This is a genomic window from Solwaraspora sp. WMMD1047 (assembly GCF_029626155.1).
In the GTDB taxonomy this organism is placed as follows: domain Bacteria; phylum Actinomycetota; class Actinomycetes; order Mycobacteriales; family Micromonosporaceae; genus WMMD1047.
Map to the genome: position 1 here is coordinate 2,850,711 of NZ_JARUBL010000001.1, position 18,089 is coordinate 2,868,799.

An 18,089-nucleotide genomic window follows, 5' to 3' on the forward strand; every position below is an offset into this window, starting at 1 on the left:
TCAACGCTTTTGCGGCATCATAGGGACTTTGTCCAAGCCGCCCAGGTGGTGAAAGAGGAAGCGACAGTGCATCCCTATCTCGTAACCGTCGTCGCGACCGTGTCCGCCGCGGTCGGCGCGCTCGTGCTGGCGCAGATCGTCCACCGGACGGTACGCCGGCTCGGCCGCCGGTCGGTCCTGTGGACCGAGCTGTCCCAGCACGCGCACCGGCCGTTCCAGTTCGCCGGCATCGTACTGGCCATCCAGTTCGCGGTCCGGTTCTCCACCGGCTACGGCGTCGGCACCGAGTGGCGCCAGACGCTGCTGCACGTCCTGGTCCTGGTCGTGATCGGCGCGGTCGCGTGGCTGGTGGCGAGCCTGCTGCTGGTCTCGGAGGACACCGCACTGGCGCGGTTCCGCACCGACGTGCCGGACAACCGGCACGCCCGGCGGATCCGGACCCAGGTGGTGATACTGCGCCGGGTGACCATCGCGGTGGTCGTGGTGCTCGCGGTCGGCGTCATGCTGATGACCTTCCCGGGCGTACGCGCGATCGGGGCCAGCGTGCTCGCCTCGGCCGGCGTCGCCGGTGTGATCGCCGGCCTGGCCGCCCAGAGCGTGCTCGGCAACGTCTTCGCCGGCATCCAGCTGGCCTTCAGCGACGCGGTGCGCCTCGACGACGTGGTGGTCGTCGAGGGGGAGTGGGGTCGGATCGAGGAGCTGACCCTCAGCTACGTGGTCGTCCAGATCTGGGACGACCGGCGGCTGATCCTGCCCACCTCCTACTTCACCAGCCAACCGTTCCAGAACTGGACGCGGACCCAGTCCGCGGTGCTCGGCACGGCCGAGCTGGAGGTCGACTGGTCGGTGCCGGTCCCGGCGATGCGGGAGGAGCTGCGCCGGCTGGTGGAGGGCACCGAGCTGTGGGACGGTCGGGTCTGCGTCCTGCAGGTCACCGACGCGACCGGCGGCCTGGTGCGCCTGCGGGCCCTGGTCAGTGCGGCGGACGCCGGCAGTCTGTGGGACCTTCGCTGCCTGGTGCGCGAACACCTGGTCGGCTGGGTACGCGACCAGCGGCCCACCGCGCTGCCCCGGATGCGCGCCGAGGTCGGCGACGGCGCCAGCCGGCTCGACTGGCAGTGGGTCCGCCCCCGCCGCAAGGCCCGGGAGGAACCGGCCCGGGCCGGCCTCGCCCGCGACGAGGACCGGAAGGCCCGTGCCGGCGACGCGGACGGGAAGGCCCGTGCCGGCTTCGCCCGCGACGAGCCGGTCCGCGACGAGCCGGTCCGCGACGGGTCGGTCCGCGAGGACGACGCGCGGGTCTTCGGCGGCAGCCACGACGGAGAGGCCCGCAACACCACCTTCGTCGGGCCGGACGAACCGGTGGATCCCGACCGCGACCGGGACCGGGATTTGTCCCGCCGCTAGCAGGATTGACCCTCCCTCACCCGGGGCATACAGCCCGGGTAAGCGAAAAGGAGGACACCATGGCCGACCTGGTGAACGGCGGTACTCCGCGGCCCGTCGCCGAGCAGTCCACCGCCGAGCTGGTGCAGCGTGCCACCGAGCAGATGTCCCAGCTCATTCGGGACGAACTGGCGCTGGCGCGCGCCGAACTCACCGAGAAGGGCAAGCACGCCGGCATCGGCGTCGGCCTGTTCGGCGGCGGTGGTGCCCTCGCGCTGTACGGGCTGGGCACCCTCATCGCGGCGATCGTGCTGCTGCTGGCGCTGGCCATCCCGGCCTGGGCGGCGGCGCTGATCGTAGCCGTGGTGCTCTTCGCGGTCGCCGGCGTGCTCGCGCTCATCGGCCGCAAGCAGGTTCGTCAGGCCGTCCCACCGGTGCCGACCGCCGCGGCCCGGAGCGTGCGCGCCGACGTCGACACGGTCACCGCGGCGGTGAAGGACAGGGGACAGCCATGAGTCACGGCAACGGCAGCGGCGACCCGGAGGCGCTGCGCGCCGACATCCGGCGGACCAGGGAGGAACTGGGCGAGACCGTCCAGGCGCTGGCCGCCAAGGCGGACGTCAAGGCCCGGGTCAAGGAGTCGGCCGCCCAGACCCGCGAGCGGGTACGCCAGCGGGCCGGCCACACCGCCGCGGTGGTCCGCGAGTCGGCCCACGAGACCGGCGTCGCCGCCCGCCGCAATCCCGTCCCGTGGGTCGCCGTCGCCGCCGGCGCGGTGGCGGCGGTGATCCTGATCATTGTGGTACGAGGGAGGACCCGGTGAGCAAGGCGATCAACAAGGTGGCCTACCGGCCGGTGGGCCTGCTGCTCGGCATGTCGGCCGGTCTGCTCGCCGGCGCGGTCTTCAAGCAGGTGTGGAAGATGACCGCGGGGGACGGCGAGGCGCCCACCCCGACCGACGAGGATCGCGGTTGGGGCGAGATCCTGGCCGCTGCCGCCCTGCAGGGCGCGATCTTCGCCGTGGTGCGGGCGGCCGTGGACCGGGGCGGCGCGGTCGGCGTACGCCGGCTCACCGGCAGCTGGCCGGACTGACTTCTTCGGGGCCGACCCGGCGGGACCGGCGGTGGGCGGCGGCCGGCGGGGTTGCCCGTCGCCGGCGGCCGGTCCGGGCCGGGCGGGCGCGGCGTAGGCTCCGGACATGCGACGTCCCCTCGCCTTCGCCAGCGCGCTCGTCCTGTTGCTTGCCGGTCTGGTCGGCTGCACCGAGCGCGACACTCCGGCCGACGCCGGGGCAGGCGCCGCCGCCGACCAGTTGCCGGCCGCGGCCGAGCTGCTGGCCGCCGCCGGCACCGAGCTGGCAGCGGTCAAGACCGCGCGGTTCTCCATCGACACCGAAGGCGCCGTCGACCTGCTCGGCATCCGGGGCGCCAGCGGCGTGATCACCTCGACCGGCGACGCCGAGGGGGAGGCGCGGCTCGACCAGGGCGGCAACGTGGTCGAGCTCTCCTTCGTCATCAAGGGCCAGACCCTGCACGTCAAGGGGCTCACCGGCGGTTGGCAACAGGTGCCGCTGTCACTGGCGGCCTCGGTCTACGACCCGTCCGCGATGCTGACCCCCGACCGTGGGGTGGCGCACCTGGTCCGGACCGCGTCGGGCACCACCGAGGCGCGCGAGACCGTGGACGGGGCGCCGTCGTACCGGATCAGTGGCACCCTCAACGGCGCCGCCCTGGCCGCCCTGGTGCCCGGCGTGACCGACGACGTCACCGGCACTCTCTGGATCGGTGTCGACCGGCCGGTGCTGCACCGGGCCAGCTTCCCGGCGCCCGGTCAGTCCGGAACCGTCACGGTCACCTTCTCGGACTTCGACGCTCCGGTCACCATCCGTGAACCCTGACCCGAGGTGAGCGCGGATTCAGCCGGCGCGGCGGGTCCGGCGGGCGCGGCGGGTTCAGCCGGCGCGGGTGTGGCCACCAGCGCGCGCGGCCGGTGGGCGATCGGTGCCGGCGCGGCGGCCGTCCTGCTGGCCGCCCTGGACGCGTACGTGGTCGTCACGCTGCTGGTGGAGATCCTCGCCGACCTGCGGGTGCCGGTGAACCGGCTGGAGCGGGCCACCCCGGTGGTGACCGGATACCTGCTCGGCTACGTGGCCGGGATGCCGTTGCTGGGCCGGCTCTCCGACCGGTTCGGTCGCCGCCCGGTGATCCAGCTCTGCCTGTTCGGGTTCGCCGCCGGCAGTGTGCTGGCGGCGCTGGCCGACACCCTGCCGCTGCTGGTCGCGGGTCGGGCGGTGCAGGGGCTGGCCGGTGGTGCCCTGCTGCCGGTGACGATGGCGCTCGTCTCCGACCTGGTCGTCGAGGCGCGCCGACCGGTGCACCTCGGCCTGGTCGGGGCGGCGCAGGAACTCGGCAGTGTGCTCGGACCGCTCTACGGCGCCGCGGTCGCCGCGTTGGCCGGCTGGCGCGGGGTGTTCTGGGTGAACGTACCGCTGGCGGCGGCGGCCGCCGTGGTGGTCTGGCGGGCGGTGCCGGTCCGGTCGGAGCCGGCCCGGTCACCGCGCCCGCGGGTGGATGTGCTCGGCGGGTTGCTGCTGGCGCTCGCCCTCGGCCTGCTGGTGGTCGGCCTCTACAACCCGGATCCGCAGCGTGCGGTGCTGCCGCCCTGGGGACCGGTGACGGTGGCGGCCGGGGTGGCGGTCTTCGCGGGCTTCCTGCTCTGGCAGTCGCGCGCCCGTACCCGGCTGCTCGACCCGGCCGGGGTGCGGATGCGGCCGTTCCTGGTGGCGCTCGGGGTCAGCGCGCTCGCCGGCGCCGCCCTGATGGTCACGCTCGTCGACGTCCAGTTGCTGGGGCAGACCGTGCTCGGACGGTCCGCCACCGGCGCGGCGCTGCTGCTCACCCGCTTCCTGGCGGCGTTGACCGTCGGGGCGGTGGTGGGCGGGCTGGTGGCCCGCCGGTTCGGGGTGCGGGCGGTCACCGCCGGCGGGATGGCGCTGGCCGGCTGCGGCTACCTGCTGATCGCGAACTGGCCGGCCGACCTGACCGCGGCCCGGTACGCGGTCGGGCCGGTCGGGCTGGCCCGGATGGACGTCGATCTCGCCCTGGCCGGCGTCGGCCTCGGGCTGGTGGTCGCCCCGCTGTCGGCGGCCGTGCTGCGGGCGGTGCCGGCCGCCCAGCACGGGGTGGCCTCGGCCGCGGTGGTGGTGGCCCGGATGGTGGGCATGCTGGTCGGGGTGGCGGCGCTGACGGCCTGGGGGCTGCACCGGTTCCAGCAGCTCACCGCGGACCTCGCCACCCCGCTCCCGTTCGGCGTGCAGCCGGCCGAGTACCGCCGCCAGCTGGCCGCCTACCACGAGGCCGTGCGGGAGGCGCTACGCATCGAGTACGGGGAGATCTTCACGGTGACCGCGGCGCTCTGCGCGGTGGCCGCGGTCCTCGCCCTGGCGCTCGGTCGAAGCCCCGCGGGGAGCGCGACCACAACCGCAAGTCTCGATCGTTCAGGTCACATGTCGGAGAATTTCGTCAGGTAGGCTGTGCGAAGTTTTTGCGTACGTGGTTTGCTGTTCCACGCTGTTGAGAGACGGTGTGGTCGAGAGAAGTCCTCCTTCGTGGGGGCCGCCTCAGGCGCCGCTGCTCGAAAACGGCCAACCGGCCGCACGGCGTGCTCGGCCGCCAGTTTTAGAAGGAGATACACATGGCGCAGGGAACCGTGAAGTGGTTCAACGCAGACAAGGGCTTCGGCTTCATCACCGTCGACGGCGGGGGTGCTGACGTCTTCGTCCACTTCTCGGCCATCCAGACCAGCGGCTACCGCACGCTGGAGGAGAACCAGCGGGTGGAGTTCGAGATCGCTCAGGGCCAGAAGGGCCCGCAGGCTGAGCAGGTCCGTCCCATCTGATCCAGTGACGGCCGGCTGCCGCCGGCCCGCCGATTGATCCATCGTCGGACGTGATCCACGTCGGATCGGTATCGAGCCCCGCCCGTCCGGGCGGGGCTCGACGCTGTTTGCGGCCGGGCCGCACCGGCCGCCGCGGGGCGGGCCGGCTCAGCCCGCGGGCGACGGCTGCTCAGCCCGGCGGGCGACGGCCGCTCAGCCCGGCGGGCGACGGCCGCGCCTGCGCAGGCCGAGGACGATCAGCCCCACCCCGACGAGTGCCACCACCGGTCCGACGACCGCCCAGAGCCGCTGCCCGGTCATCACGCTGCCGCCGAGCTGGCCCAGCCCCTGCAGCGTCCAGACCGCGCCGACGACGATCGCCAGCAGCCCCAGGGCGAGGGCCAGCCAACCCTTCATGGCGTTCCTCCAGTTCCGCCCGGCTGCGCCGGGAGTCGTCGGGTCGGGGCGGTGCTCACCAGCGGTGGTGGACCTGGGGTCGGATCAGCTCGGTGTAGACCTCGTCGACCGTGGCCAGCGAGGCGGCCGGCAGCGGCGCCAGGTCGGCGGCCGCGGCGTTGGCGCGGGCCTGCTCACCGCTGCGGGCGCCGGGGATGACGACCGTGACACCGGGCTGGTCGAGAATCCAGCGCAGCGCGAACTGGGCCATTGTCACCCCGGGCGGCACCAGCGGCAGCAGCCGCTGCACCGCGCTGAGCCCGACCGAGAAGTCCACCCCGGAGAACGTCTCGCCGACGTCGAACGCCTCGCCCCGGCGGTTGAAGGTGCGGTGGTCGTTTTCGGCGAACCGGGTCTGCTCGTCGTACCGGCCGGAGAGCAGACCGCTCGCCAGCGGGACGCGCGCGATGATGCCGACCCCGGCGGCGGCCGCGGCGGGCAGCACCTGGTCCAGTGGCTTGTGCCGGAAGGCGTTCAGGATGATCTGGACGCTGGCCACCCCGGGGCGGGCGATCGCCGCCAGCGCCTCGTCGCAGGTCTCCACACTCACCCCGTAGGCCGCGATCCGGCCCTCGTCGACGAGGGTGTCGAGGGCGTCGAAGACGGCGTCGCTGTGGAACACCGGCGTCGGTGGGCAGTGCAGCTGCACCAGGTCGAGGGTGTCGACCCCGAGGTTGGCGCGGGACCGGTCGTTCCAGGAGCGGAAGTTCTCCAGCGTGTAGGCCGCCGGCTCCTGCGCCACCCGGCGACCCATCTTGGTGGCCACGGTCAGCCCGGCGTCGGGTCGCTCACGCAGGAACCGGCCGATGAGCTGTTCGCTGCGTCCGTCGCCGTAGACGTCGGCGGTGTCGATGAAGGTGACGCCGGCATCCACGGCCGCGGCGAGGGTCGCCAGGGCGTCGGCGTCGTCCACCTGACCCCAGTCGGCGCCGAGCTGCCAGGCGCCGAGACCGATGACGCCCACCTGGCGCCCGATTCGGGAGAAGTCGCGTTTTTCCACGCTGGCGAGCCTAGTCGCCGAGGTTGTGCGCCCACCTCGGAGGCCATAACATCCAACAAGACGTACGTACGGTTTTGTCGCCCGGCCACCGGGGAGGGGATCATGTGGGACCCGGAAACCTATCTGCGGTACGCCGACGAGCGGTCCCGGCCGTTCCACGATCTGCTCGCCCGGGTGCCCGCCGAGCGACCCCGGGCCGTGGTCGACCTCGGCTGCGGTCCCGGCAACCTCACCGCCGTCCTGGCCGCCCGGTGGCCGGCGGCCCGGGTCACCGGCCTGGACTCCGCGCCGGAGATGATCCGGGCCGCCGGGCGGACCGGCTCGACCGCCCGCTTCGCCGTCGCCGACGTGCGGGACTTCACCCCGGGCCCCGACGACGACGTGCTGGTCTGCAACGCGGTGCTGCAGTGGGTGCCCGGCCACCAGCGGCTGCTCACCGGCTGGGTGGAGCGACTGCCGGCCGGTGGCTGGCTCGCGATGCAGGTGCCGGGGAACTTCGACGCCCCGTCCCACCGCGCCCTGCGGGAGGTGGCCGACGACCCGCGGTGGCGGGAGCGGCTGGCGCCCCTGGTCCGCGGAACCTCGGTCGACGACGCCGTCGGATACGCCACCCTGCTGACCGGCGCGGGCTGCGCGGTCGACGCCTGGGAGACTACCTACGTGCACCAGCTCTCCGCCGACACCGCCGAGCATCCCGTCCTCACCTGGCTGACCGGAACCGCGCTGCGGCCGATCCGCGCCGCACTGGCCGCCGACGAGCCGACCAGCCCGGCGTCGGCCAGCCCGGCGTCGGCCAGCCCGGCGCCGGCCGCTGACGGCGGGGGAGAGTCGGCGGGCGGCGGGTGGGCCGCCTTCCGGACCGCGCTGGCCGACCGGCTCGCCGAGGCGTACCCGGTGCGGCACGGGGCGGTGCTCTTCCCGTTCCGCCGGATCTTCCTCGTCGCCCGGACCAGCCCCACCGGAAGGAACGCGTCGTGACCGATCTGTCCACGTTCATCGCCGGACTGCCAAAGGTCGAGCTGCACGTGCACCACGTCGGCTCCGCGCTGCCCCGGATCGTGGCCGAACTGGCCGCCCGCCACCAGGGGCACAGCCCGGTGCCGGCGGATCCGGACCTGCTCGCCGAGTACTTCGCGTTCCGCGACTTCGCCCACTTCATCGAGATCTACCTCAGCGTCGTGGACCTGATCCGCGACCCCGAGGACGTCCGGCTGCTCACCTTCGAGGTGGCCCGGGAACTGGCCCGCCAGCAGGTCCGCTACGCCGAACTGACGATCACGCCGTACTCGCACGTGCGGCGCGGTATCCCGGCGCCGGCGTTCTGCGAGGCGATCGAGGACGCCCGAAAGGGCGCCGAGGCGGAGTTCGGCATCGCGCTGCGCTGGTGCTTCGACATCCCCGGCGAGGCCGGCCTGCCGGCCGCCGAGGAAACCCTGCGGATCGCGTTGGGACAGCGGCCCGACGGGCTGGTCAGCTTCGGGCTCGGCGGCCCCGAGATCGGCGTACCCCGGTCGCAGTTCAAGCCCTTCTTCGACCAGGCCAGGGCGGCCGGGCTGCGGTCGGTGCCGCACGCGGGCGAGAGCACCGGCCCGCAGACCATCTGGGACGCGCTGCGCGAGCTGGGCGCGGAACGCATCGGTCACGGCATCAGCGCCGTGCGCGATCCCGAGCTGCTGTCGTACCTGGCCGAGCGGCGGATCCCGTTGGAGATCAGCCCGACCTCGAACGTCCGGACCCGCAGCGTGCCGGCGATCGAGGCGCATCCGCTGCCCGAACTGGTGGCCGCCGGGGTGCTGGTGACGATCAACTCCGACGACCCGCCGATGTTCGGCACCACACTGGAGAACGAGTACGCGGTCGCCGCGCGGCTGCTGTCGTACGGGCCGGCGGAGGTGGCGGGGCTGGCCCGGGACGCGGTGACCGCGTCCTTCCTGGACGAGCCGGGCAAGCGGCGGATCATCGCCGAGATCGACGACCACCTCGCGAGCTTCGGGCGCTGACCGTCAGGCGGCGGGCCGCCGCCGTCAGGTCGCTGTCGCCGCTGGCGGGCATCCGCCCTGGGCGTAGCTGGGGTCCTGCCAGCAGGCCAGGGTGACGATGATGGCCGCCACGATCACGGCGACCCAGCGCACCAGGCGCCGGGAGGAGGCAGCCGTCTCCGCCGCCGGGACGGCATCCGGGTGCGGGGTGGAAGCTGGCCCGGCGCGGGGTGCTGCGGGCGGCCGCGCCGGGCCAGCGTTCGTGGGCGACGATCGCGCTGCCGCACCGCTGCCGACAGCGGGCGCGAGCGTTCCGTCGCTGGTGGTGCCGTCTGACGATCCCTGGGCAGCACCGTCCTCCCCCCGGTGGGGGGACGAAGGCGGCTGCGGTTTCAGCTGACCGTCCTTTCGTGAGATCACGCTTTCCTCGCAGGGGTGGCGCGCGCGGCGGGATCAGGTGTGGGGGACCTTCTCCCGCCGCGCGCACGGCTCCGCCGGGCCGGGGTTGGGTGCGACTGTGGGTGTTGGCCCGGCGGAACAGGATGGGATCGCCATTGATGTTGCCATTCGACCCGCGCCAGTGGTGCGGCGTTAACCCAGACCTAAGACGGATTTGAGCCTCCCCTGCGGTCGACAGTGGACTGATCAACTTCACGGCGCCGGCCGTATTGGAGTTTCCGCAGGTCAGAGCGGACTTTGGTCGGGAAGGTCGGATAATTGGGCGCGCTCCCATCGGAGCCCTGCCGAAGCCCTTTCGGGCCACCGGACGAGCCGCCGGACGGCCACCGGACGAGCCGCTCGACGGCCGTCCGCCGAGCCGCTCGACGGGCGCGGAAGTCAGTCCCGGTCGGGGCGCTGCCGGGGCCAGCGGCGGCCACCCGGCTCGCGCTCCCGGGCCAGCCGGCCGACCAGCCCGAACCGGCTCACCTGCCGGGGTGCGGCCTCCGGGTCGGCGAGCAGCATCACCACACTGGCCCCACCCAGCCGGGCCCGGTCGATGCTCACCGAACCGTTTGCCTGCTGGGCCACCCGCCGGGCGATGTCCAGCCCCAGTCCGGTCGAACCCCGGTCGCTGGCACCGCGCCGCAGCGCCCGTTCCGGGTCGGCGATGCCGGGGCCGGCGTCGTCGACCCGGACCGCCACGTAGCCGTCGCGGCGGGAGACGGCCACCTCGAAATCGGTGCCCTGCGGCGTGTAGCGGAAGACGTTGCCGAGCACCGCGTCCAGCGCGGCGGCGAACTCGGCCCGGGCCACCGGCACCGGGATCCGCAACTGCGCCCCGGTGACCCGGTAGGCGCGGTTCTGGTCCCCGGCCAGCGCCGCCCAGAACACCATCCGGTCCCGGACCACCTCGCTGACATCGCACATCCCGGGACCGGCCTCGTGCGCCACCGTCTTGCGGGTGGTGTTGATCAGGACGTCGATCTCACCCTCCAGGGTGACGATCGCCTGCCGGATCCGGCGGATCGTGCGCCGCCGGTCCAGCTCGGCCGCGCTGAACGAACCCACGCTCGTGTCGTCGGAGTCGAGCGCGTCGGCGTCCAGCCGGAGCACGGTCAGCGGCGTACGCAACCGGTGCGACAGGTCCGCGACCAGCTCCCGCTCGTCGGTGCGGGAGGTCACCAGCCGGTCGGCCATCCGGTTGAAGGCGTAGCCGGCCTCGGCCAGCTCCCGCGGCCCGCTCGGCTGGATCCGCATCCCCAGGTCACCGTCGCCGACGGCGAGGGCGGCCTTGACCAGGCCGCGGGCGGAGGCGACGGCCTTGGCGGCCAGCCGGTCCACCACGATCACCGAGGCGACCACCAACCCGACCGCGATGGTGATCAGCATGAGCCAGGTGCCGCCGGTACCGGCGGTCAGCGCCGACTCCGGGACGAAGACCTCCACCACCACGATCCGGTCGCCGGCGGACACCGGCTCCAGCCGGGCCACCCCGCCCGGCACGTCGACCACGGCCGGCTCACCGGTGGCGCCCACCCTGGCCACCTCCTCGGCGGCGGCCAGCGGCGTACCGCCGGTTTCCAGGCCGTGCAGGACCGGCCGCTGCTCGGGCGGGTCACCGGTTTCGGCGATGGCGCGTCTGAGCACCTCCGGATCGGTGCTGACCGCCAGGGCGCCGGCGATCACGCCGCTGCGCCGGGCGGCGTCGGCGAGCGCCGCCTCCCGGGTCTCCTGCTGCAGCGCGAGGCCGAGCGGGATCAGGAAGACCAGCGCCACGATCGAGGTCATGCCGGCCCCGAGATAGGCCAGCGCGGGCCTCAGTCCGGTGCCACCAACCGGAACCCGACCCCCCGCACGGTGCGCAGGTAGCGGGGCTTCGCCGCGGACTCGCCCATTTTGCGGCGCAGCCAGTACAGATGCACGTCGATGGTCTGATCCTCGCCGACCGATGGCTGACGCCATACCTCCTCCAACAGCTCCCGGCGGGAGACTACCCTGCCGGGCCGTGCCGCCAGGTAGGCGAGCAGGTCGAACTCCTTGCGGGTCAGCGCCAGCGGGACGCCGTCCAGGTGCGCGCTGCGCTCGCCGACGTCCACCCGCAGGCCGCCGACCTCGTGCACCGCCGGTGCCACCGTACGGCTCGCCCGGCCGACCCGACGCAGCACGGTGGTGATCCGGGCGTCCAGGTGCGCGCCGGTGAACGGCTTGACCATGTAGTCGTCGGCACCGGCCCGCAGCAGCCGGACGATCGCCTGCTCGTCGTCGCGGGCGGTGGCGATGATGATCGGGACGTCGGTGATGCCGCGCAGCATCCGCAGCGCGTCCGAGCCGTCCAGGTCCGGCAGCCCCAGGTCGAGCACCACCAGGTCGGGGGTTTCCGCGGCGACCCGACGCAGGGCGTCGAGAGCCGTGCCGACCGCGTGCACCGCGTGCCCGCGGTCGGCGAGCGAGCGCAGCATCGCGCCGCGTACGACATGGTCATCTTCGACCAGGAGGACCGTGGCCACGTAGTGACCGTACTGCGCGTGGCAAGTCGGCTGCCGGTGGCCGTCCGGGCGGCGGGGCGCCGGAGTGGGTCAGCCGGTCAGGTCAGGGCAGCCGCAGCACCCAGCGGTAGGCCTGCACCAGGCCGGTGTCGAAGCCGGCCGCCGAACCCCACAGGAAGAGCCGGAACCGCCGGTACAGCGGCTCGCCCCAGCGGCGGACGATCTCGTCCCGGGCGGCGTCCAGCCGGCAGGCCCACTCCCGGCAGGTCAGGTAGTAGTTGTGCCGGTCGTCGTCGACGCTGAGCAGCTCGAACGGCGAGCGGGCCACCTGCCGCAGGTACTGGTGCAGCAGCAGCGGCGCCGACGCCCCCGGGTAGACGTAGCGCTTCATGAACGTCGAGGAGAGGTGCTTGCGCCGCATCGCGAGCGCGTCCAGGTACACCCGACCGCCGGGGCGCAGCAACTCGGCGTACTTGCGCAGGGTGGTCCGGTAGTCGGGCAGGTGCTCGGTGACGCCCATGTTCACGATCGCGTCGAACCGGTGGTCCGGCCGGAAGCCGTAGATGTGCTGCCGGACCACCCGCACCGGCAGCCGCTCCCGCTCGAACAGCTCGGTGAGGAACCGTTCCGACTCCCGGGACAGGGTGGTGGTGGTCACCCGGATGCCGCGCCGGGCGGCGTGCTCGGCGAACGCCCCCCAGCCGCCGCCCACCTCCAACACGTGGTCACCCGGGCCGACCCCGATCGCGGCCAGCGCCAGATCCATCTTGCGGGTCATCGCGTCCTCCAACGGCTCGTCGTCGGAGGCGAACACCCCCTCGGTGTAGCAGCGGTGCCGGCTGTCGAGGAAGGTCAGGAAGAACTCCGAGTCCTCGTCGTAGTGGTGCGAGATGGCCCGCCGGTCGTCCTCCTGCCGGCCACGCAGCAGGGCCGGCACGAACCGGCCCAGCCAGGCGATCGGATGCCGGTCGGTGAAGAACGCCCGGATCCGCAGCGCGGCGGCCAGGTCGCCCTCCACGTCCAGCCAGCCCTGCAGATAGGCGACCGCCACCCCGAACTGGTCCAGGCCGGCCAGCGCCTTGGCGCCGCGCGGGTCGGTGACCTTGATGGTGAAGAGTGGCTCGGCTCCGCCGAGCAGGTGCGCCGACCCGTCCGGGCCGGCGACCGCGAACGGCACCGCGGGTCGCGATGCGAAAAACGTCTCGTACCTGCGCTGCAGGGTACCCATCATGTCAGAGGCTCCCACGGCGTCAATGTAACGCCGGGGACGCGTCGGCGGCAGCAGTAGAAACCAGGACCGATAACATCGCAGGCGCCACCGACTCGGTTTTCGCCCGTTCGTCCGCTCGGGACGCGGGCCGGCCGCCGAGGCACACCCGATCGAAGGAGTCACCGTGTCCGCACCGCAGCCCCCGACCGGCCGCCCCGCCGCGGTGGACGACACCGTCGTCGTACCCGCCGGGACGACGGCCGGCGAGGCGGTGGCCGCGGCCGGCCTGCCCGCCCACGGGCCGAAGGCGATCGTGGTGGTCCGCGAGGGCGCCGGCGCCGGTCAACCCGGCCGGCTGCGCGACCTGGACTGGGTGCCGGCGGTGGACACCCGGGTCGAGGCGGTCTCCCTGGACTCGCCCGACGGGCTGACCGTGCTGCGGCACTCCACGGCGCACGTGCTCGCCCAGGCCGTCCAGGACACCTTCCCGGAGGCGAAGCTCGGCATCGGCCCGCCGATCGAGAACGGCTTCTACTACGACTTCGACATGCCCCGCCCGTTCCAGCCCGAGGACCTGACCCGGCTGGAGAAGCGGATGCAGGAGATCATCAAGTCCGGCCAGCGGTTCCGGCGGCGGCGCTTCGACAGCCCGGAACAGGCCCGCGCCGAACTGGCCGACGAGCCGTTCAAGCTGGAGCTGATCGACGTCAAGAGCGTCGGCGGCACCGAGCAGCCGGCGGAGGCGACCGAGGTCGGCACGGCCGGCGCCGGCTTCGACCCCAGCGAGGAGCTGGAGGTCGGCGGCGGCGAGCTGACCATCTACGACAACCTCGACGCCGGCTCGGAGAAGGTCTGCTGGTCGGACCTGTGCCGCGGCCCGCACCTGCCGACCACCCGGCTGATCGGGGCGTTCAAGCTGATGCGCTCGGCCGCCGCCTACTGGCGGGGCAACGAGCGCAACCCGCAGCTGCAGCGGGTGTACGGCACCGCCTGGCCGACCCGGGACGCGCTCAAGGCGTACCTGAAGGTGTTGGAGGAGGCCGCCCGGCGCGACCACCGCAAGCTCGGCGCGGAGCTGGACCTGTTCAGCTTCCCCGACGAGATCGGCTCCGGGCTGGCGATCTTCCACCCCAAGGGCGGGATCATCCGCCGCGAAATGGAGAACTACTCGCGGCGCCGGCACGAGGAGGCCGGGTACGAGTTCGTCAACAGCCCGCACATCACCAAGGCGCAGCTCTTCGAGACCTCCGGGCACCTGCCGTACTACGCCGAGACGATGTTCCCGCCCATGCAGATGGAGGGGGCGGAGTACTACCTCAAGGCGATGAACTGCCCGATGCACAACCTGATCTTCCGGGCCCGCGGCCGGTCGTACCGGGAGCTGCCGCTGCGGCTGTTCGAGTTCGGCACCGTCTACCGGTACGAGAAGTCCGGCGTCGTGCACGGCCTCACCCGGGTACGCGGGCTGACCATGGACGACTCGCACATCTACTGCACCCGCGAGCAGATGCCCGCCGAGCTGCGCTCGCTGCTCACCTTCGTGCTCGACCTGCTGCGCGACTACGGGCTGGACGACTTCTACCTGGAGCTGTCGACCCGCGACGACTCGGACAAGTTCATCGGCGAGGAGGCCGAGTGGGCCGAGGCCACCGAGACGCTCCGGCAGGCCGCCGAGGACTCCGGCCTGGAGCTGGTGCCCGACCCGGGCGGCGCCGCCTTCTACGGGCCGAAGATCTCCGTGCAGGCCCGGGACGCGATCGGCCGGACCTGGCAGATGTCGACCATCCAGCTCGACTTCAACCAGCCCCGCCGGTTCGGCCTGGAGTACCAGGCCGCCGACGGCACCCGGCAGCGGCCGATGATGATCCACCGGGCGCTCTTCGGCTCGATCGAGCGGTTCTTCGGGGTGCTCACCGAGCACTACGCGGGCGCCTTCCCGGCCTGGCTCGCGCCGGTCCAGGTGGTCGGCATCCCGATCCGCGACGAGCACGCCGAATACCTCGCCTCGTTCGTGGCGATGCTGCGGGCCGAGGGGATCCGGGCCGAGGTGGACGGCTCCGACGACCGGATGCAGAAGAAGATCCGCACCGCCCAGCAGCAGAAGATCCCGTTCATGGCGATCGCCGGGGACGCCGACGTGGAGGCGGGCGCGGTCTCCTTCCGCTACCGGGACGGCTCCCAACGCAACGGCGTGCCGCTGGCCGAGGCGGTGGCGCACGTGGTCGAGGTGGTCCGCTCGCGGACCAACACCGGCCCCAGCGCGGTCGACGGGGCGCCGGCCTGATCCGCCGGCGGAATCCGGGCGGCAGCGCGGAGCCGGCAACCGGCGCGCTGCTCGTAGGATCGAACCCGTGACAGGGGCGGCGCAGCACGCGCAGATCGGGGTGCCGGACGGCCTGGACCGGCTCTGGACCCCGCACCGGATGACCTACATCGCCGGTGAGGACCGCCCCGCCGAGGGGTACGAGCAGCCCACCGGCTGCCCGTTCTGCCTGGCCCCCGGGCGGCAGGGCGACGACAGCCTTGTGGTGGCCCGGGGCGAACGGGTCTTCGTGGTGCTCAACCTCTACCCGTACAACCCCGGCCACCTGCTGGTCTGCCCGTACCGGCACGTCGCCGACTACACCGACCTGGACCCGGCCGAGACCGTCGAGCTGGCCACCGCCACCCAGACGGCGATGCGGGTGATCCGCCGGGTCAGCAACGCGCACGGCTTCAACCTGGGCATGAACCAGGGCGGGGTGGCCGGTGCCGGCATCGCCGCCCACCTGCACCAGCACGTGGTGCCCCGGTGGGGTGGCGACGCCAACTTCATGCCGGTGATCGGCCGGACGAAGATCCTGCCGCAGCTGCTCGTCGACACCCGGGACCTGCTCGCCCGCGCCTGGGCCGACCCACCCCCGGCACCCGCCGGCTGAGCGGGTCGGCCCGCGCGGGTCAGTGCCCGGCGCCCGCCGCGTGGTCCTTGCGGACCTGGTCGGCCAGGTGCGCCGGCATCGGGTCGTGCCGCACGAACGACCGGCGGAAGGTGCCCGCCCCCGACGTCATCGAGCGCAGCTCCACCGCGTACCGGACCAGCTCGGTGGCGGGCACCTCGGCCCGGACCAGGCTCCGCTCGGTGGTGCTGGTGTCCGGCTCGGTGCCCAGCACCCGGCCGCGCCGGCCGGACAGGTCGCTCAGCACCGCGCCGACGCAGCTGTCCGGCACCCGGATCGTCACCTCGTCGACCGGCTCCAAGAGGGTGACCTGGCCCTTCTCGGCCGCGTCCCGCAGGGCCAGCGCGCCCGCGGTCTGGAACGCCGCGTCCGAGGAGTCCACGCTGTGCGCCTTGCCGTCGACCAGGGTCACCCGTACGTCCACCATCGGGTAGCCGGCCACGATGCCCCGGTCGAGCTGGGCCCGTACCCCCTTCTCCACCGACGGGATGTAGTTGTGCGGCACCGCGCCGCCGACCACCCGGTCGGTGAACTCGAAGCCGGCCCCGCGCGGCAGCGGCTCCACCTCGATGTCGCAGACGGCGTACTGACCGTGCCCGCCGGACTGCTTCACATGCCGGCCGTGGCCCTTCGAGCCGACCGCGAAGGTCTCCCGCAGCGCCACCCGCACCGGCTCGGTGTCCAGCTCGACCCCGCCGGACCGCAGCCGGTCGAGCACCACGTCGGCGTGCGCCTCACCCATGCACCAGAGCACCAGCTGATGGGTCTCCGGGTTGCGCTCCAGCCGCATCGTCGGGTCGCCGGCCACCAGCCGGGCCAGGTTCTTCGCCAGCGCGTCCTCGTCGGAGCGGGTCCTGGCCACGATCGCCACCGGCAGCAGCGGCTCGGGCATCTCCCACGGCGCGATCAGCAGCGGCTGCTCCCTGGCCGAGATGGTGTCACCGGTCTCCGCGCTGCCGGACTTGGTGAGCGCGCAGACGTCGCCGGCCACGCAGTACGGCACCTCGCGCAGGGCCGCCCCCAGCGGCGAGTAGATGTGCGCCACCCGCTCGTCGGCGTCGTGGTCCGGGTGCCCCCGCTCGGTCAGCCCGTGCCCGGAGACGTGCACCGTCTGCTCCGGGCGCAGCGTGCCGGAGAAGACCCGCACCAGCGACACCCGCCCCACGTGCCGGTCGATGGTGGTCTTGACCACCTCGGCCACCAGCGGCCCGGCCGGGTCGCAGTGCAGCGGCGGGCGCGGCGAGCCGTCCACCCCGGTGACCGGCGGCAGGTCGTGCTCCAGCGGCGACGGGAAGCCGGCGGTCAGCACCTCGAGCAGCGTGTCCAGCCCCACCCCGGTCGCCGCGCAGACCGGCACCACCGGATAGAAGTGACCCTTGGCGACCGCCTTCTCCAGGTCCTCGATGAGCACCGACACCTCGATCGACTCGCCGCCCAGGTAGCGGTCCATCAGGGTCTCGTCCTCGCTCTCGGCGATGATCCCCTCGATCAGCTCGTTGCGGGCCTCCGCGATGGCCGGCAGGTGCTCCGGGTCGGGCTCGCGCACCTGCGGGACCGGGCCGGCCGAGTAGTCGAAGACCCGCTGGGTGATCAGACCCATCAGGCCGGCCACCGAGACCCCGTCGTCGCCCAGCATCGGCAGGTACAGCGGGAGCACGTTGTCGCCGAAGACCCGCTGGCACAGCGCCACCGTCTCGTCGAAGTCGGCGCGCGGGTGGTCCAGCCGGGTGACCGCCACCGCCCGGGGCATCCCGACGCTCGCGCACTCCTCCCACAGGGTGGCGGTGGCCGCGTCCATGCCGTCGCCGGCCGAGACCACGAACAGCGCCGCGTCGGCGGCCCGCAGCCCGGCCCGCAGCTCACCGACGAAGTCGGCGTACCCGGGGCTGTCCAGCAGGTTCACCTTCACCCCGTCGTGCAGCAACGGGGCGCACGACAGGCTCACCGACCGCTGCTGCCGGACGGCGGCCGGGTCGTGGTCGCAGACCGTGTTGCCGTCGGTGACCGCGCCGGGCCGGCCGATCGTGCCGGTCGCCGCTAGCAGCGCCTCCACCAGCGTGGTCTTGCCGGCGCCGGAATGGCCGACAAGCACCACGTTGCGTACCCTGCCGGGGGCATCCACCACCGGCGCGGCGCCGGTGACCCCCTTCTCCTGAGTCTTCTGCGCCATCGGGCGCACCTCCCTGCGAACCGGTGGTTGGTGGCGACCGCCGCGCGAGCGGGGGAGCGGCCCGGACGTGTCCGCGGCGATATCCTCGGGTGGTGTGCTGTGCACCGGGACGGTGACGGGCTTGCGGGTGAATTGTGTCACCCTCCCTG

The 18,089-nt window shown here is 73.3% G+C and carries 17 protein-coding genes; 11 read left to right on the forward strand and 6 right to left on the reverse strand.

What is annotated here, in order from left to right; genetic code table 11:
- Positions 1 to 66: 66 nt before the first annotated feature.
- The 7 genes from O7627_RS13130 (at position 67) to O7627_RS13160 (ending at position 5,283) form a co-directional block, all read left to right on the forward strand.
- Positions 67 to 1,407: a mechanosensitive ion channel domain-containing protein gene (locus O7627_RS13130; RefSeq protein ID WP_278093788.1), complete on the forward strand. Its 1,341-nt coding sequence runs from the start codon at positions 67 to 69 to the stop codon at positions 1,405 to 1,407.
- Between the two features lie 59 nt (positions 1,408 to 1,466).
- The gene (locus tag O7627_RS13135) at positions 1,467 to 1,901 is read left to right on the forward strand and encodes a phage holin family protein (protein WP_278093789.1); all 435 of its coding nucleotides are present in this window, start codon (positions 1,467 to 1,469) and stop codon (positions 1,899 to 1,901) included.
- Entirely contained in the window at positions 1,898 to 2,209 is a 312-nt protein-coding gene (locus O7627_RS13140) for a DUF3618 domain-containing protein (RefSeq protein ID WP_278093790.1), read from the forward strand. Before O7627_RS13135 ends, O7627_RS13140 begins: the two co-directional genes overlap by 4 nt.
- The gene (locus O7627_RS13145; protein ID WP_278093791.1) at positions 2,206 to 2,478 is read left to right on the forward strand and encodes a DUF4235 domain-containing protein; all 273 of its coding nucleotides are present in this window, start codon (positions 2,206 to 2,208) and stop codon (positions 2,476 to 2,478) included. Before O7627_RS13140 ends, O7627_RS13145 begins: the two co-directional genes overlap by 4 nt.
- Before the next feature lie 106 nt (positions 2,479 to 2,584).
- Positions 2,585 to 3,283: an LppX_LprAFG lipoprotein gene (locus tag O7627_RS13150; protein WP_278093792.1), complete on the forward strand. Its 699-nt coding sequence runs from the start codon at positions 2,585 to 2,587 to the stop codon at positions 3,281 to 3,283.
- Between the two features lie 6 nt (positions 3,284 to 3,289).
- Positions 3,290 to 4,915, forward strand: a complete 1,626-nt coding sequence (locus O7627_RS13155) for an MFS transporter (RefSeq protein WP_278093793.1) — start codon at positions 3,290 to 3,292, stop codon at positions 4,913 to 4,915.
- Positions 4,916 to 5,079: 164 nt separating this feature from the next.
- Positions 5,080 to 5,283 (forward strand): cold-shock protein, encoded by a 204-nt coding sequence (locus O7627_RS13160; protein WP_007075740.1) that lies wholly within the window; start codon positions 5,080 to 5,082, stop codon positions 5,281 to 5,283.
- Positions 5,284 to 5,475: 192 nt separating this feature from the next.
- Here the strand turns inward: O7627_RS13160 and O7627_RS13165 are convergent, their stop codons facing one another.
- Positions 5,476 to 5,679 carry a hypothetical protein gene (locus O7627_RS13165; protein WP_278093794.1) on the reverse strand — a complete coding sequence of 68 codons (204 nt, stop codon included), beginning with the start codon at positions 5,677 to 5,679 and terminating at the stop codon, positions 5,476 to 5,478.
- Positions 5,680 to 5,734: 55 nt separating this feature from the next.
- Positions 5,735 to 6,718 (reverse strand): aldo/keto reductase, encoded by a 984-nt coding sequence (locus O7627_RS13170; RefSeq protein WP_278093795.1) that lies wholly within the window; start codon positions 6,716 to 6,718, stop codon positions 5,735 to 5,737.
- Positions 6,719 to 6,820: 102 nt separating this feature from the next.
- On the opposite strand from O7627_RS13170, the gene O7627_RS13175 reads away from it, so the two are divergent.
- Positions 6,821 to 7,696 (forward strand): methyltransferase domain-containing protein, encoded by an 876-nt coding sequence (locus tag O7627_RS13175; protein WP_278093796.1) that lies wholly within the window; start codon positions 6,821 to 6,823, stop codon positions 7,694 to 7,696.
- Positions 7,693 to 8,718, forward strand: a complete 1,026-nt coding sequence (locus O7627_RS13180) for an adenosine deaminase (protein WP_278093797.1) — start codon at positions 7,693 to 7,695, stop codon at positions 8,716 to 8,718. Before O7627_RS13175 ends, O7627_RS13180 begins: the two co-directional genes overlap by 4 nt.
- An 816-nt stretch (positions 8,719 to 9,534) precedes the next feature.
- Here O7627_RS13180 and O7627_RS13185 read toward each other — a convergent pair.
- The 3 genes from O7627_RS13185 to O7627_RS13195 all read right to left on the reverse strand — a co-directional run bounded on the left by O7627_RS13185 (position 9,535) and on the right by O7627_RS13195 (position 12,870).
- Positions 9,535 to 10,926, reverse strand: coding sequence for a HAMP domain-containing sensor histidine kinase (locus O7627_RS13185; protein ID WP_278093798.1), 1,392 nt, complete (start codon positions 10,924 to 10,926; stop codon positions 9,535 to 9,537).
- A 29-nt stretch (positions 10,927 to 10,955) separates the two neighbouring features.
- Positions 10,956 to 11,645: a response regulator transcription factor gene (locus O7627_RS13190; protein WP_278093799.1), complete on the reverse strand. Its 690-nt coding sequence runs from the start codon at positions 11,643 to 11,645 to the stop codon at positions 10,956 to 10,958.
- A gap of 82 nt (positions 11,646 to 11,727) precedes the next feature.
- The gene (locus tag O7627_RS13195) at positions 11,728 to 12,870 is read right to left on the reverse strand and encodes a class I SAM-dependent methyltransferase (protein WP_278093800.1); all 1,143 of its coding nucleotides are present in this window, start codon (positions 12,868 to 12,870) and stop codon (positions 11,728 to 11,730) included.
- Between the two features lie 187 nt (positions 12,871 to 13,057).
- On the opposite strand from O7627_RS13195, the gene thrS reads away from it, so the two are divergent.
- Both thrS and O7627_RS13205 read left to right on the forward strand, forming a co-directional pair.
- Complete coding sequence (thrS, locus tag O7627_RS13200) at positions 13,058 to 15,118, forward strand: threonine--tRNA ligase (protein ID WP_278098265.1); 2,061 nt, start codon at positions 13,058 to 13,060, stop codon at positions 15,116 to 15,118.
- Between the two features lie 67 nt (positions 15,119 to 15,185).
- Positions 15,186 to 15,752 carry an HIT domain-containing protein gene (locus O7627_RS13205; protein ID WP_278093801.1) on the forward strand — a complete coding sequence of 189 codons (567 nt, stop codon included), beginning with the start codon at positions 15,186 to 15,188 and terminating at the stop codon, positions 15,750 to 15,752.
- 19 nt (positions 15,753 to 15,771) lie between these two features.
- Here O7627_RS13205 and O7627_RS13210 read toward each other — a convergent pair whose 3' ends face one another.
- Positions 15,772 to 17,940, reverse strand: coding sequence for an elongation factor G-like protein EF-G2 (locus tag O7627_RS13210; RefSeq protein WP_278093802.1), 2,169 nt, complete (start codon positions 17,938 to 17,940; stop codon positions 15,772 to 15,774).
- Positions 17,941 to 18,089: the final 149 nt, after the last annotated feature.